Here is a 13,677-nt window from a genome sequence, read left to right on the forward strand (position 1 = left end):
GGCAAGCCCTTTATGTTATGTGGTCCGGCATCGTCCATGCTTTGCCATTGCATCCTTTGTATGCTGGCTCCCCGGTCAACTCCCTTCGGGAGAGGCGGACAGTACGATCTTATACCGTGTGCGGCAGCTCGCGCACCCAAACGGCCATTTCATTCTCGCCGCGGTTGCCCCATAAATAGTACGGAATAGCCTTTAATGATGCGGGAAGCCTCTTCTTCGGAGAGGAACGATACAGTTCATCGCCCCAATCATCAGACTCCTCAAGCCATCCCTCCCCTTCAATGACAACGGCTCCGCCAAGAAGATCCGCATCGAATCGGGAATGAAGCTTCGGATAGCCTGCGAGCGACAGCGAGGATACCGGCGCTCCATGATCGACGCTCTCCAAGCAGTATACCAACGGCCCGCGCTGAATCGCGGCCTTGCCGGCATTCCCCCGTATGTTGGGATTGGCTCTTACTTGATGGATCTCCATGGAGAATGCCAATTCCACGGTGTCCCCCGGTGCCCACACTCTCTTGACGTAGGCATAGCCGTCTTGGGTAATATCCTCCACGGTCACCTCTTGCCCGTTCACCCGCATAACGGCTTTGCCGCGCGACCAGTCCGGAATGCGAAGAGCTACGGTCCACTCGGCTGCCTGCTCAGGCTGAATCGTAAGCGTAACATTCCCATCCCATGGCAGCGCGCTGGTCTGGGTTACCTTCACCGGCACGTTCCCGAGACGGACCTCGGCTTCGCCTCCGATGTACAGATGGGTATACAGCGTATCGTCATTCATCGTATATACGTATTCACCCAGCGACGACAGCAGTCTCGCCACATTCGGCGGGCAGCATGCGCAGGCGAACCAGCCCGGCCGAACCGGCTTCACATGGAACTTGCCCGGATTATGACGGCAGGTCGTAGGCCATACCTCAAGCGGATTCACATAGAAGAAATGACGCCCGTCCTGAGCCATGCTGCCAATGACCGTGTTGAACAGCGCGCGCTCCATCACGTCCGCATACTCCGATTTGGGTGACAGCTGCAGCATGCGCTGGGCAAAAAAGATCAGCCCGATGGATGCGCAGGTCTCCGAGTATACGGTATCGTTCGGCAAGTCATAATCCGTGGTGAACGCCTCGCCGTGATGGGTGGAGCCGATCCCCCCGGTAATGTACATCTGTTTACGGACCATGTTATGCCACAGATTAACGCAAGCCTCAAGCAGAGCAGGGTCTTTCGTTCTGGCAGCTAAATCGGCCATCGCCGTATACATGTAAACCGCGCGGACCGAATGCCCGACCGCCTCCTTCTGTTCCCTCACCGGCAGATGGCTCTGATGATAAGCCAAATGCGGCGGATGCAGTACAGAGCGGTAGAATGACTTCTTCCCTCGCTGTTCCCACTCCTGAAGGAAAAAGTGGGGTTCCGTCCCGCGCTCATCTATAAAATACTGACTCAGACTCAAATATCTCGGCTCCTGGGTTACCTCGTACAATTTGACCAGTGCCAGCTCAATCTCCTGATGGCCGTCGAACCCATGGATTTTGCCATCCTCGGGTCCAAAGACGGTATCGATGTAATCCGCCAAACGGCATACCACGTCCAGCAGTTTCCGCTTGCCCGTCGCCCGGTAATGTGCAACTCCGGCTTCGATCATATGGCCGGCGCAGTACAGCTCATGGCAATCCGTCAGATTGGTCCAGCGCTTCTCCGGCTCCTTTACCGTAAAATATGTATTCAGATAGCCATCCGGCTGCTGGGCAGCGGCCACAAGATCGATCAGCTCATCCACCTGCTCCTCCAGCTTCGGATCCGGATGAATAGCAAGCGAATAAGCCGCAGCCTCAAGCCATTTGGCGACATCGCTGTCCTGAAACACCATACCGCCATATTCCCCCTCTTCCCTGCCGGCAGCAATTCGAAAATTGGACACGCCATAACTCGGTTCCACGCCCGGAATTCGATCATGGAGGGCTTCATACTGGTATGGGATCACCACTTCCCTTACCAGCTCTATGTAACGGGACCAGAAAGGGTCCGTCAGTTTCACTTGCTTAAGGGGGACGGCAGCTGAACGCGAAGTAAGAGTTATCATCTTGGATATACACTCCTTTAGGATTCGAATGATAAAGCCTCGACACTTCCCATTCTACGTTCTATGATAGGATGAAAACGATAACAGAAATGACCTAATTTCTTATACGATTTCACACTTCCCTGGAGGTGTTACCATGACAGAACGGAGCGTTCTTTCCATTCCTTCACCGCCGCTCCCCTACTTCCTTGAATCCGGAAAAACGCATTATATGCCGGGCGAGTCGCATCCCAACCGGAGAAACCTTGGCGTCTACGATCTCATCCTGGTTCAATGCGGCTGCTTGTTTCTGGGCGAGGAGGATATGCAGTGGGCGCTTGGCGCAGGGGATTGCGTTGTATTATTACCGGATGCATACCATTACGCCGTACAGGAGTGCCAGGAGGAAACCTCCTTTTATTGGTTGCATTTTCAGACTGCAGCATCAAGCGCAGCCGGCGATGATTCGATCTCACACAACATAAAGCTGCCAAAGCATGGCCCGATCCCTTATCCGGAGCAAGCCTATCAGCTGTTCGATTCTCTGCACCTGCTGGCAACGGAACCGAGGTCCACGGCATTTTGGCGCGAACAAACGCTGTTTATCGAGCTGCTGGAGCTGCTGGACCCATCGAGATCGGACCAGGAACAATCGCGGGTACGCAAAGTCGCGGAGCAGGTGGAGTCCTATATCAAAATGCATTATCGTGAGCCCATCAGCAACGCACGTTTATCGTCCGACTTGCATTTCCACTACAACTACCTGACGCGCTGCATGAAGGAATCACACGGCGTAACGCCTACGGAATACCTGCTTCAATACCGCCTGGACCAGGCCAAGCGGCTGCTGCTGACCACCCAGTGGTCCATGGCTCGAATCGCGGAACATGTGGGGTTTCAATATCCGCCCTATTTCTCTCGCCGCTTCTCCGCACGTTTCGGCCTATCGCCGCTGCAATTCCGAAAGCAGTACACGGAGTAAGAAGTAGTATGCTTGGATGGCTGTGGATCATAAGAATCGCCGGGCAGCACAAAATTCTGCCGTTCAGATTAGCTGTTGGAATCCGCGGGCCCCTGTTCGCTGAGCATCGAGCTGACGATGCGTTGTCCGCGCAAAAAGAGACGGACCGCTCACGGGCCCGTCTCTAATGAATCGATTGCGTAATTACGCTTCATTCGGCAGATTAAGCTGCCATGATACGCCGAACTTGTCCGCGATCCAGCCGAATTTTTGACTAAACCCATAGTTGTCCAGCGGCATCATCGCACCTCCGCCATCAATTAATGCCCCATACACCTTCTCGATCTCTGCTTCCGATTCGCAAGTCAGGTAGATAGAGAAGGAAGGCGTGAACGTGAAATCATGCTTCACATTGCTGTCGATACACATGAACGTTTGCCCCTTCAACGAAAAGGTAGCATGCATGACGCTTCCCTCGGCTCCCGGCTGATTGGGGCCATAACGGGTGATGCTGGTTATTTCGGAATCCTCAATTATGGAAATGTAATGGTTCATGGCTTCTTCGGCATGACCTTGGAACATTAAAAACGGGGTTGCACTCTTCATGGATAAATACACTCTCCCTTGTTCATCGGATTAGGATGGATATTTCATCTTTCCTGTCTCAAGCAGCTGCTTCAAGCCCTCAAACATATAACCCCATCCATGTTCGGTTTGGGTATGATACTCCGTGAGCGCCTTCTCGATATCTTCTGCGGACCAATCTTCCTCGTGAGGGACAACGATCTCTTGCGTGAATGTCATTTCGCATCCCGCATCCACGGCTTTGAACTCCACCGTGATTTGGTCCACAGTTTCGCTGAACTGGGGCATCCTGAAGGTAAGCACCAGCTTGTGGGGCCGGTCTATTACAAGGTACTCCCCAATGGCCCGGTACTCCTTGCCTTCCCGAACGTCAACAATCTCCCAGGTTCCGCCCACGCGAGGATCATTACGGGCGATCTTATTCGTCGTTTCCAGCGTAAACAACCATTTGCGCATCATGTCGGGGTTTAACCAGGCATCAAATACTCGTTCCGGCGCTACCTCAAACAAGCGTTTCATGACCAGCGTGGTTGTAGAGGCATTCTCCAATGTAAATCATCCTTCTCATATTGAAATTGGTATTAGGTTCGATCTGTTTCCCTACGTTCTCATCGTTATCCAGTATGTTCAGCCGTATTCCTGTTAATGCTCCTCCTTCTTCGCTTTGTTCAGCTCGCGTTCCAATGCATCAAATTGCCGGGTCCAGAATCGCTCGTAGAATTGCAGCCATTCCAGCGCCCTGCTCATGACGCCCGGATTGAGACGACAGGTATGTGTCCGCCCCTGAATGGATCGATCGAGAAGGCCAGAACGCTCCAGCACCTTGATATGTTTGGAGGCTGCCGCAAGCGACATGTCAAACGGCTCAGCCAGCTCGGATACGGTCATCTCTTGCGCCGCGATCATGCGCACCATCTCTCTTCGGGTCGGATCAGCCAATGCGTGGAAGATGTGATCCAGTTGTTCTTCGTTATTATGTTCAACCATATGGTTAAATATAATGGATGGAACTTATAAAGTCAACCAACCGGTTGAATATTAAGCAATAAAAAAAGCCAAACCCTCAACTTAAAGGGCCTGGCCGCGATAATTCTGTAACTTAGTCCTGCTCCGGTAACACTTTACGCTCTACGCTGCATGTTTTATCCGATAACCTCATCCAGCAGCCGCTCCAGCTCGCCATAACTCGCCACGGTATGCTGCGGTTGATGCTCCGATTCCGGCCCAACGCTCCGGTGATTGAACCAAATCACATGCCAGCCTGCAGCCAGTGCGCCAACCACATCATTGCGCCACGAATCGCCGATGTAATAGGAGCTCATCGGCTCCGTGCCGGTCAGCCGGTTCACATGATGGAATATCCGCGGATCAGGCTTGTCCCAGCCCACAGCTCCGGATACGAACAACCGCTCCTCCGGTATGAGGTCACCCAGCTGCATAGCCGCGATTTTGTTCATCTGGTGTTCTGCCGGACCATTGGTGATCAAGCCAACGACATGCCCGGCATCCGTCAATTTCTTAAGAAGCTCCCGGGCGCCTTCAAACATCGTGATGTTATACTGCCGGTCCAGGTAGGTTTGCTGTACCGTTCCCGCCTCCTCAAGGGTCAGCCCTACGCCGAATTCAGCCAGCGCTAACTGGAACCGGCGTCTGCGCATATCCTCAACCGCTTCCCCGTATGCCGCCGTGCCAGCCCCTCCGAGCTCTACAGACAGCTTGTCGCTGTAATAACGCATCCGGTGATAAGCGGCTTCATATGGAAACATGCCATCAGGGCGGGCAACCTTCTGAACGGCATCGCGAAAAGGCGCCAGATGGTCATACAATGTATCATCCACATCGAAGAAGATTCCCTTCGGTGATATTGGTGTCTTCATACGCATCCCTCTTCCTCATTCGATCTTTCTATTGTACCCGCATCGGCACTACCCGGGTCAAGCCTATCTGTTAATAAGTTCCTTTCCTATGATATGATGGAATTAGAGCGGCAGGATACATCAACTGGAGCATGAATCCTGAGTCGCAGCAGCCAAGACCTCCAATTGCAAGGCCCGATTTATGTACCCGGATAAGGAGATGAATAATGATGACCAAGGATATGACCGAAGTGTGGAGTAAGGATTTCGTTCCCGAGGGCAACCGTGCCAGCAACGTGGACCGTTTCACCGGCTTTGAGGATACCTATGACCAGCATCGCCCCGAAGCTCCCCAGGAGGTTGTCGCCCTGCTGACAGGCTATTTGGAGCGCAAGCCCTCTCTCGTTGTCGACTTGGGATGCGGAACGGGACTATCCTCGTTTGCATGGAAAGACGCAGCGGACCAGATCATCGGCGTTGAGCCGAATGACGATATGCGGGGCAAGGCGGTCGCCAAACTGCAGTCGCTGCAGGAAGAGGCTAACGGCAGCCACGGTGCGCAGCTTGCCGATATCAGGTTTGTCTCCGGCTATTCGAACCAATTGGCGCTCCCGGATCAGTCCGCGGATATCATTACCTGTTCCCAATCCTTTCACTGGATGGACCCCGCCAGCACGTTGAAGGAGGTTTCCCGCGTTCTGCGTGAAGAAGGGATATTCGCGGTATATGATTGTGATTGGCCGCCGAGCCTGACCTGGAAGGTCGAGCAATCCTACCATGAGCTGATCGAATGGGCAGAGACCATCATCGACCGCCATGTGGAGGCACAGGAAAAGGCCTATAAAGGGAATAAGAACGAGCATCTGAAGCATATCCGAGAAAGCGGAGTGTTCCGGTTTTCCAAGGAGATCGTATTCCATCATATAGAGCCGTTCACCGCTGAACGATATACCGGCCTTGCCGTCAGTCAAGGCGGTATCCAGACCGTGTTCAAGCTGAAACAAACCGAATTGAACGATAAAATCGCACAATTCCATGCGCTGGTCGAGGAGCACTTCCAAGGGCGGACACTTCCCGTTATGCTCAGCTACCGCATGCGGCTTGGCATTAAATAAAGCAAGAAGCGCCTTTTTCAACCTTCATCATTCTTATGTGCGAAACGTCATCCCGGCTCGCGGGTACGAATCTCATCTGGGGCCACATGGGCAATGGCCTGCATCGTCTCGAATCGGCCGCTTGAGCCGACTTTGCCGGATAGCAGGGTACCGAGAATACCGCCAGCGAAACCAATCGGAATGGACACGATACCCGGATGCTTGAGCGGGAAAATCGCTTCCGCCCGGATCCAGCCGGCCCCGGGATCCATCACGTTAGGCCCCACGGCCATAAGCAGCAAGGAGGATACCAATCCGGCCGCAATGCTCGACATGGCCCCATACGTATTAAATCTCCGCCAAAATAGCGTGAACAGCAGCACCGGCAGATTAGCCGAGGCCGCAACCGCGAACGCAAACGAAACAAGAAATGCCACATTCAGCTTCTGCGCGCCGAGGGCGAGCACAATCGAAGCGGTGCCAACCCCAATGGCCGAAAGCTTGGCCACTCTCATCTGCTGCGCCTCGGTCGCCCGTCCTCTGCGGAAAATGCTGCTATAGACGTCATGAGCAAATGCGGAGGATGCCGTCAGCACAAGCCCCGAGATCACGGCCAATATGGTTGCGAAAGCAACAGCCGATACAAAGGCCATTAAGAATTCGCCACCCAATGCGCTTGCGAGGAGCGGCGCCGCCAGCTCAACCCGCTCCGACAAAACGGACCAATCGACGAAGGCAGCCGCCCCAAATCCAAGAAAAATGGTCATGGCATAAAAGATGCCGATCGTAAACGTTGCCGTTTTGACCGAAGAACGGACCGTACGCGGGTCTTTTACCGTGTAGAAGCGCGCAATAATATGCGGAAGTCCCGCTGTCCCTAACACCAGCGCCATATTAAACGACAGCATGTCGAGCGGGTGGTCGAACATATTACCCGCCATCAGAAACCGCTCCTGCAACGGGGTCGCCCGCTTCATGGATTCGAATAAACCAAGCAGATCCCAATCGAATCTTGCCAGCACGATGAGACTCACGATAAAAGTGCTGCTCACCAGCAATATGGACTTGACGATCTGCACCCAGGAAGTCGCGAGCATGCCGCCGAACGTGACGTAAATGGTCATTAAGCCTCCGACCAGCACGATGGCGAGCGACGTTTCCAGCCCGAACAGCAAATGCACGAGCCACCCGGCACCGACCAGCTGGGCAATCATGTAGAATACCGTAATCATCATGTTGTTGACGGCGATACATCCGCGCAGCCGTTTCTCGCTGAACCGGACCGCCACCGCATCCGCCATCGTATACCTGCCCAGGTTATGAAGCGGCTCGGCTATGATGTACTGCACGATCACATAGGAGGCAAGAAAGCCGATCGAATAGAAAAAGCCGTCGAAGCCGTACACCGCAATGGAGCCCGCGATGCCAAGGAAGGACGCCGCGCTCATATAGTCACCGGAAATGGCCAAGCCGTTTTGCAGCCCGCTCAGTCGATTGCCCGCTGCATAGAAATCATTCGTGCTCGTTGTCCGCCTGGCAGCATAATACGTAATCATTAACGTGCCGACCACAATCGCCAGAAAAAAAACGATGCCGGATATGTTCATTTGCATGCCTCCTTCCACTTCAGCCTGAAAATCATGTTATATCTTATTTTACGATACAATGACAAAAAAAGGGCGATCTCCCATGCTGCCAAGCAGCTGGATACACCCTTTTTGGTCAAAGAATCGAATCCGGATTACGCACCCGTATTGGCCTTGACCAGCACTTCGGCATACTTCGCTTCATCCTTGGAAGAGGATAACAGTGTGCCGATATAAGCTGCCAGAAAGCCGAGCGGAATAGAGATGATGCCCGGGTTGCTCATCGGAAAGATCGGATCGCCAATCAAAATCGCTTTTCCGGCCGGATCCCATATATTCGGACTAAGCGCCACAAGAATCACCGTGCTGATCAGCCCGGTCAGCATCCCGGTCACGGCGCCTGTCGTATTAAACCTCTTCCAGAACACCGTGAACAGGATGACCGGTAAATTCGCGCTGGCCGCAACAGCGAAAGCGAGCGAGACAAGGAATGCTACGTTCATCTTCTGAGCGAACAGCGCGAGCAGAATGGAGACTATGGATACGCCAATCGATGCGTACCGTGCCATCTTCAGCTGCTCCTTCTCCGACGATTCGCCGCGGCGCACGATTTGGCCGTAGAAATCATGGGCGAAGGCGGATGCCGCGGACAGCACAAGGCCCGTCACCACGGCGAGGATTGTCGCGAACGCAACCGCCGAGATGAGCGCGAACAGGAAATCGCCGCCAATCGCCTTGGCCAGGAGCGGGGCAGCCATGTTACCCGCTTTATCGACCTCGGTAATATCCGCCGCGCCTACAAAGGCGGCAGCCCCAAAACCGAGAAAGATCGTCATGACATAGAAGATGCCGATAATCCAGGTAGCGTATACCACGGAGCTGCGTGCCGTCTTGGCGTCCTTAACGGTAAAGAAACGGGTCAAAATATGCGGCAGACCTGCCGTGCCGAGTACGAGCGCAAGGTTGAGCGACAGCGTCTCCAGCGGGATTTTGTATTTATTCCCCGGGTTCAGGAATGCCTCCTGCAGCGGCGTAGCCGTCTTCATATGATGGAACATCTGGGTCAGGCTGAAATCGAATTTGGCGAATACGATCAGCGAGATGATGAACGTGCCGGCCATGAGCAGCACGGCCTTCGAGATTTGAACCCAACTCGTGGCATGCATGCCGCCGAAGACAACATAGATCGTCATGAGCACGCCGACAATCAGCACGGACGTGACATAGTCCAGTCCCAGCAAAAGCTTAATCAGTGCGCCTGCCCCAACCAGCTGCGCGATCATGTAGAAGATGGAGATGGAAATCGTATTGAGTGCTGCCACGCCGCGCACTTTCTTGTCGGAGAAACGAGCGGCAATCATATCCGCCACTGTATACTTTCCGAGGTTCCGAAGCGGCTCGGCGACAAGGTACAGCACCACCAGGTAAGCTACAAGGAAACCGATGCTATAAAAGAAGCCGTCAAAGCCGACTAATGCGATCGAGCCTGCGATGCCAAGGAAGGAGGCAGCAGACATATAGTCGCCGGCAATGGCTGTCCCATTCTGCCAGCCCTTGAGCCCTCCGCCTGCCGTATAGAAATCGCTGGTGTTGGTTGTTTTCTTGGCAGCGTAATACGTTATGATCAGCGTGAGCAATACAATTCCGCAAAACAACGCGATAGCCATAGTCGATTACGCCCCCATATCCTTTTTAATATCGTCTACCATACGGTCAAACTGGGCCGCCTTGCGGGAGTACAGGATGCACAAGACCCATGTCATGACAAACTGCGCGAATGCAAATACCCATGCCCACGTGATCGGGCCGATCGCAGGGTGGTTCAACACGTCGGTGTACGAAGTGAGAATCGGCAGCGCAAAGTAAAACAGAAGAAAAAAGACGGTCATCGGAATAATGAACCGTTTCTTGCGGGAGAGCAGCGTTTTGAATTTTTCAGAATGCCATACTTCGGTATAGCTTTTTTCTTCCATTGCCTTTCCCTCCATTAACGATCAGGATTCTATGGCGTCTCCCATGAATGAAAGCGCTTTAGAATGATTATATACAGGAGGATTGCCCGCGACCACAGCTCCTGCGCGAAACGTCCGATAGGGTGTGCGAAAGGACGGATATGCCGCCTGAACCGGGAGACCATCACCGTCCTTCCCCGCTTCCCCCTATGCCTCCCTAAGCAACCGGAACAAATCCCGGGCGGCTTCCCGCGACAAGGGAATCATCGTCCGCTGCTCATCCTTTAGCACAATATTGTAAGCGCCGTTCTGCCAAGGGGACAGCTCTGCAATCCGGTTCACGTTAACCAGGTAACTGCGATGAGGACGAAAGAACGAGTAACCTGCCAGCTTCTCCTCCAACTCCTGCAGCGTGCTCTTGCTCGTAATCCGCTGGCCTTCCGCCGTCCATATGCGGATGACCCGCTCCTCGCGCACCGCGTACAGGATCGCCTCGGGATCGACGAGCACATGCTTGTCCCCATCATCGAATAGCAGCTTGCCGCGCATACTGCGGGGGGCAGCCTCTGTGGAAGGATACGAGGCTGCCTGTGGGGCGACATCATAAGCTTCCTGCTTTTGGGGGGCTTGCCCTTCATGAACCCTGCTGCGTATTCGCTGCAGGGTTTCCTTTAATCGCATGTGGCTGTAAGGCTTCAGCAGATAATCAATCGCATTCAGACCAAACGCCTCGACAGCATACTCGTCATAAGCTGTCGTAAACACAATTAGTGGCGAGATCGGGGAGGCTTTCAGCATTCGCGCAGCCTGCAACCCTTCAAGCTCCGGCATATGAACGTCGAGAAAGACGACATCCGGCTGCCGTAAGGGAACCAGCTCAAGCAGTTCCCGGCCGTTCGCGGCATGAGGAAGCAGCTCGATATCAGGCTCCTGTTCCAGCAGGTAAGCCAGCTCCTCCCTTGCCAATCGTTCGTCTTCGGCTATCATCGCTTTAATTCGCTTCACGGTACCGGCTCCCTTCCGATAGACTGCAGGGGATGCTGAAGGATATGCTGCATCCGCCCTCTGCAAGATTTTCTACGATGAGTCTGGCCTCCTTGCCAAACATGCTGATTAAACGCTGATTGATATTGTAAATGCCGTTTCCCGTCCCCTCGCTGCCGATGATCGGCTGTTCGCCGAGAGTGTCCAGCACCTCAGGCGAGATACCTGCCCCGTTGTCCCGCAGTTGTACAACCGCCAGATCGCCCGCACGCTTTAGGGTCAGCTGGATGATGCCCCCGCTCGCCTTATCGCGCAAGCCGTGCTTAATGCTGTTCTCCACCAGCATTTGCAGCGTTGCAGGCGGAATCATAAGCTCGCCAAGCACCGGATCCAGCTGGCATTCAAACGTGAACTGATCCTCAAACCGGATTTGGATAATGTCCAGATAAGCATTCAACAGCTCCATTTCCTCACGAATGGTCGTTCTGCGGGAGGCCATGACCTTGACGTTCAAGCGCATGAACGCCCCCAGTTGCATCGTGGCATGCCTTGCCAGCAGCGGATCGCTCCGGATCAACGAATGGATCGCGTTGAGCGTATTGAACAGAAAATGGGGATTTATCTGCGCCTGCAGAAGCTTCAGCTCCGCCTCTTTCATTAAATGGCTCATCTTCTCGTGGGCCGTGGCCCCGAGCTGATAGGAAATGAGCTGTCCAAGGCCTTGGGCCATCACCAGCTCGACGCGCCGAATATCCTGGGGCCGCTTGAAATAGAACTGAATGACGCCCACGATCTCGTGACCCTCGATCATCGGGACAAGAATGGCGGCGCCGAGCGCCGGATGACGAGGCTGAATATCTTCCGCATTCTCTATGATCCGAAGCTCGCCGGTCGCAATGACATTCTTGGTCAAGTCGGATGTGATCTCTTCTCCGGGATCAATGGTACGGCTGGCGGCACCGGCATGGGCCAGGAACCGCTCCGTATCCGTAATGGCGACGGCCGTTGTTTTCAGCTCGCGCAGCAGCAAGGTGGCCACGGCCTGAGCCGTTCGGTACGTTAAGCCCTGCTTCAGATGCGGCAGCGCCGCTTCCGCGATATGGAATGCCTTCTCCGTCTCGTACGCGGCTGCCCGCTCCTCCTCGGTGAGCGCAACGCGCAGCATCGTCGTGAAGATCGCAATGGATATGCTGTTGGTCAGCACCATCGGCAGACCGATCAGGTTGACCAGCTCCACCGCGCGGTCCGGCTCATTCGCACAGATCAAAATAACTCCCATGTGCAGGATCGGGGCGAACATGCCGACGAATAACGCTTTTGCCGGCGAGATCACCCGCTCCTGCGAGAAGAATCGGGCCACGCCCCCGGCCAGGGCGCCCGTAAGCGGTACGGCGATCGCTCCTGCCAGCCCCGTGTAGCCGCCGATATACAGCAGATGGGCTCCTGCCAGAAGCCCGCCCCCGATGCCAACGCGGGGCCCGCCGATCAGCCCGCCAATGACAACGCCGACCAGGGCGGAATGGGCCAGAGCCTGCTCCTCCGTCAGCCGCATCAGCCAGAAGGAGGAGCTCGATTCGCCATTCTCCACGACAACGCCTGCATACACCCCAAGGATGCCGAAGAGGCCAAACAGACAGGAATAGATGAACATCCGCGTGCCGGACATCTCTTTGCGGTCCAGCAATTGGCGGAACAGCGGAATTCTCGTCAGTATAAACGTCAGGATGAGCAGCATGCCCATCCGTTCGAACAGATGCAGCGTCAACTCCTGCATGGACATCCCTCTTCTTTGATGGACTAGGAATCTTCATCTGACGGTCAGTGTACGATATCGATAGATTGGATAGAATTGAATGCGGTTTCATTTCATGCAGTAAAGATTATATAGCACAGCGAGGATTTGGACAATAAAAAGGAATAACATGAAACTTATGTAAAATTTTCACGCAGGGGACATACCCTTCAATGCACTCAAAAAAAACCATATCCCTCGCAGTTAAGCGAAAGATACGGTCAGTAAGCAGCTGCAAGCCAAAACATCCGAACATGTTCAGCATCCTGATGTGTTAGTTAGGTCTCTCTAAATCGCAAGATCCTACGATGAGCCGGTCGAATTGGGTTTTCCGGCTCTTCTCCGGGTTATCGACCACTTCCGGATGACCTGATTGGTCACCTCAGACAGCAGCAAACCCAGCGCGATGGCGCCTGAAATCATGAACGCTTGCGCCCCCAGCTGGACGGCCTGATCGAATTGATTCTGGGCCACATGGCGAAGGGCATTATAGGCAACACCGCCCGGTACAAGCGGAATAATCCCAGACACGCTGAACACGATAATGGGAGTCTTGTATTTTTTGGCGAAAAAATGGCTGATCATCGTCACGCAAAAAGCCGCAAACACGGTAGCCGTCACCGGCTCAACCATCATGTTCTGCAGCAGGATGTAGAGCAGCCAGCCCACCATGCCGGCAAACCCGCACTGCAGCAGTGCTTTTTTGGGTACGTTAAATAGGATCCCGAAGGCCGACGAAGCAACAAAACTCGTGATGAGCTGCTGTATATAAAAGGTTGCCACCATCTTCACCTCCACTCACTCA

14 protein-coding genes are annotated in these 13,677 nt (G+C 54.1%); 3 read left to right on the plus strand and 11 right to left on the minus strand.

Features of this window, described 5'->3' with window-relative positions; genetic code table 11:
- Positions 1-109 precede the first annotated feature (109 nt).
- Positions 110-2,083, minus strand: coding sequence for a glycoside hydrolase family 127 protein (locus AC0VZ8_RS32245; RefSeq protein ID WP_475485507.1), 1,974 nt, complete (start codon positions 2,081-2,083; stop codon positions 110-112).
- Between the two features lie 136 nt (positions 2,084-2,219).
- Here AC0VZ8_RS32245 and AC0VZ8_RS32250 point away from each other — a divergent pair, with 136 nt between their 5' ends.
- A complete protein-coding gene (locus AC0VZ8_RS32250; RefSeq protein ID WP_475485508.1) occupies positions 2,220-3,044 on the plus strand; it encodes a helix-turn-helix transcriptional regulator in 825 nt (274 codons plus the stop codon).
- Between the two features lie 8 nt (positions 3,045-3,052).
- Positions 3,053-3,211 carry a hypothetical protein gene (locus tag AC0VZ8_RS32255; protein ID WP_475485509.1) on the plus strand — a complete coding sequence of 53 codons (159 nt, stop codon included), beginning with the start codon at positions 3,053-3,055 and terminating at the stop codon, positions 3,209-3,211.
- A 16-nt stretch (positions 3,212-3,227) separates the two neighbouring features.
- Here the strand turns inward: AC0VZ8_RS32255 and AC0VZ8_RS32260 are convergent, their stop codons facing one another.
- The 4 genes from AC0VZ8_RS32260 to AC0VZ8_RS32275 all read right to left on the minus strand — a co-directional run bounded on the left by AC0VZ8_RS32260 (position 3,228) and on the right by AC0VZ8_RS32275 (position 5,491).
- Positions 3,228-3,629 carry a VOC family protein gene (locus AC0VZ8_RS32260; RefSeq protein WP_260064753.1) on the minus strand — a complete coding sequence of 134 codons (402 nt, stop codon included), beginning with the start codon at positions 3,627-3,629 and terminating at the stop codon, positions 3,228-3,230.
- Between the two features lie 30 nt (positions 3,630-3,659).
- Positions 3,660-4,157 (minus strand): SRPBCC family protein, encoded by a 498-nt coding sequence (locus AC0VZ8_RS32265; protein WP_260064751.1) that lies wholly within the window; start codon positions 4,155-4,157, stop codon positions 3,660-3,662.
- A gap of 93 nt (positions 4,158-4,250) precedes the next feature.
- Positions 4,251-4,595, minus strand: coding sequence for an ArsR/SmtB family transcription factor (locus tag AC0VZ8_RS32270; RefSeq protein WP_260064750.1), 345 nt, complete (start codon positions 4,593-4,595; stop codon positions 4,251-4,253).
- Between the two features lie 155 nt (positions 4,596-4,750).
- On the minus strand, positions 4,751-5,491 hold the full coding sequence (locus AC0VZ8_RS32275; protein ID WP_475485510.1) for an HAD family hydrolase: 741 nt from the start codon (positions 5,489-5,491) through the stop codon (positions 4,751-4,753).
- Between the two features lie 203 nt (positions 5,492-5,694).
- Here AC0VZ8_RS32275 and AC0VZ8_RS32280 point away from each other — a divergent pair, with 203 nt between their 5' ends.
- Positions 5,695-6,579 carry a class I SAM-dependent methyltransferase gene (locus AC0VZ8_RS32280; RefSeq protein ID WP_475487795.1) on the plus strand — a complete coding sequence of 295 codons (885 nt, stop codon included), beginning with the start codon at positions 5,695-5,697 and terminating at the stop codon, positions 6,577-6,579.
- A gap of 47 nt (positions 6,580-6,626) precedes the next feature.
- Here the strand turns inward: AC0VZ8_RS32280 and AC0VZ8_RS32285 are convergent, their stop codons facing one another.
- The 6 genes from AC0VZ8_RS32285 to AC0VZ8_RS32310 form a co-directional block, all read right to left on the minus strand.
- Positions 6,627-8,165, minus strand: a complete 1,539-nt coding sequence (locus AC0VZ8_RS32285; RefSeq protein WP_071218740.1) for a solute symporter family protein — start codon at positions 8,163-8,165, stop codon at positions 6,627-6,629.
- A gap of 134 nt (positions 8,166-8,299) precedes the next feature.
- Positions 8,300-9,811 carry a solute symporter family protein gene (locus AC0VZ8_RS32290; protein WP_071218739.1) on the minus strand — a complete coding sequence of 504 codons (1,512 nt, stop codon included), beginning with the start codon at positions 9,809-9,811 and terminating at the stop codon, positions 8,300-8,302.
- A 6-nt stretch (positions 9,812-9,817) separates the two neighbouring features.
- Entirely contained in the window at positions 9,818-10,117 is a 300-nt protein-coding gene (locus AC0VZ8_RS32295) for a DUF485 domain-containing protein (protein ID WP_009593006.1), read from the minus strand.
- Positions 10,118-10,303: 186 nt separating this feature from the next.
- Positions 10,304-11,101, minus strand: coding sequence for a LytR/AlgR family response regulator transcription factor (locus AC0VZ8_RS32300; protein ID WP_475485511.1), 798 nt, complete (start codon positions 11,099-11,101; stop codon positions 10,304-10,306).
- Positions 11,088-12,854 (minus strand): LytS/YhcK type 5TM receptor domain-containing protein, encoded by a 1,767-nt coding sequence (locus tag AC0VZ8_RS32305; protein WP_475485512.1) that lies wholly within the window; start codon positions 12,852-12,854, stop codon positions 11,088-11,090. The genes AC0VZ8_RS32300 and AC0VZ8_RS32305 overlap by 14 nt, the downstream gene beginning before the upstream one ends.
- Positions 12,855-13,175: 321 nt before the next feature.
- Complete coding sequence (locus AC0VZ8_RS32310) at positions 13,176-13,658, minus strand: threonine/serine exporter family protein (RefSeq protein ID WP_475485513.1); 483 nt, start codon at positions 13,656-13,658, stop codon at positions 13,176-13,178.
- Between the last annotated feature and the right edge of the window lie 19 nt (positions 13,659-13,677).

It is taken from the genome of Paenibacillus sp. QJM3NY_38, from assembly GCF_056173265.1.